The organism is Rhizobium bangladeshense, from assembly GCF_001662075.1.
Taxonomy (GTDB): Bacteria; Pseudomonadota; Alphaproteobacteria; order Rhizobiales; family Rhizobiaceae; genus Rhizobium; species Rhizobium bangladeshense_B.
On sequence record NZ_LYPL01000113.1, the window covers coordinates 1 to 594 of the forward strand.

Here is a 594-nt window from a genome sequence, read left to right on the forward strand (position 1 = left end):
TGACCATGCTTTGCACACGATCGTTGGCCGAACAGGTCAGGTCGAGATCGCCGTCTCCGTCGAAGTCCGTCACAACATATGGGCCGTTTGCACCAGGCATCACCGTGTGGTGGAATTGGAAGTTGCCCGCGCCGTCATTTTTCCATAGCGCAAGCCCATCCGAGAGGACGACCGCGTCGAGGTCACCATCGCCGTCAGCGTCACCAAGTTTAATCGCCGAAACCTCGAAACTGCTCTGGCCCACCATGAAATTGCCGTTCCCGTCATTCAAGAGGACGGCTCCGTCACCGGGAACGGTGTCACCGGTTGCCCCATAAACAATGTCCAGATCGCCATCGCCGTCAACATCGCCGACTGTTGCGCGCGGTGCCGCCTCCGCAGGCAGCACCTGCGGTTTCGCGACGAAATTGCCGGCTCCATCATTGATGAACACGAGAGGCACGTCGCCTTGGTTGCCCGTGTCCCCGCGGGGAATGAACAGGTCCGAATATCCGTCGCCGTTGTAGTCAGCGGCCACAAACCCCCGAGCGGACGAGACGCCACTCATGCCTCTGCCAGGGTCTATTGACTGCACTTGGGTAAAGCTGGCCGCGC

General features: G+C 60.1%; 1 protein-coding gene. It reads right to left on the minus strand.

Annotated features, from left to right (window positions below; all coding sequences use genetic code 11):
- The coding region (locus tag A7X77_RS31745) for an FG-GAP-like repeat-containing protein (RefSeq protein ID WP_197486938.1) at positions 1-547 on the minus strand (547 nt) is incomplete at its 3' end.
- Positions 548-594 lie beyond the last annotated feature (47 nt).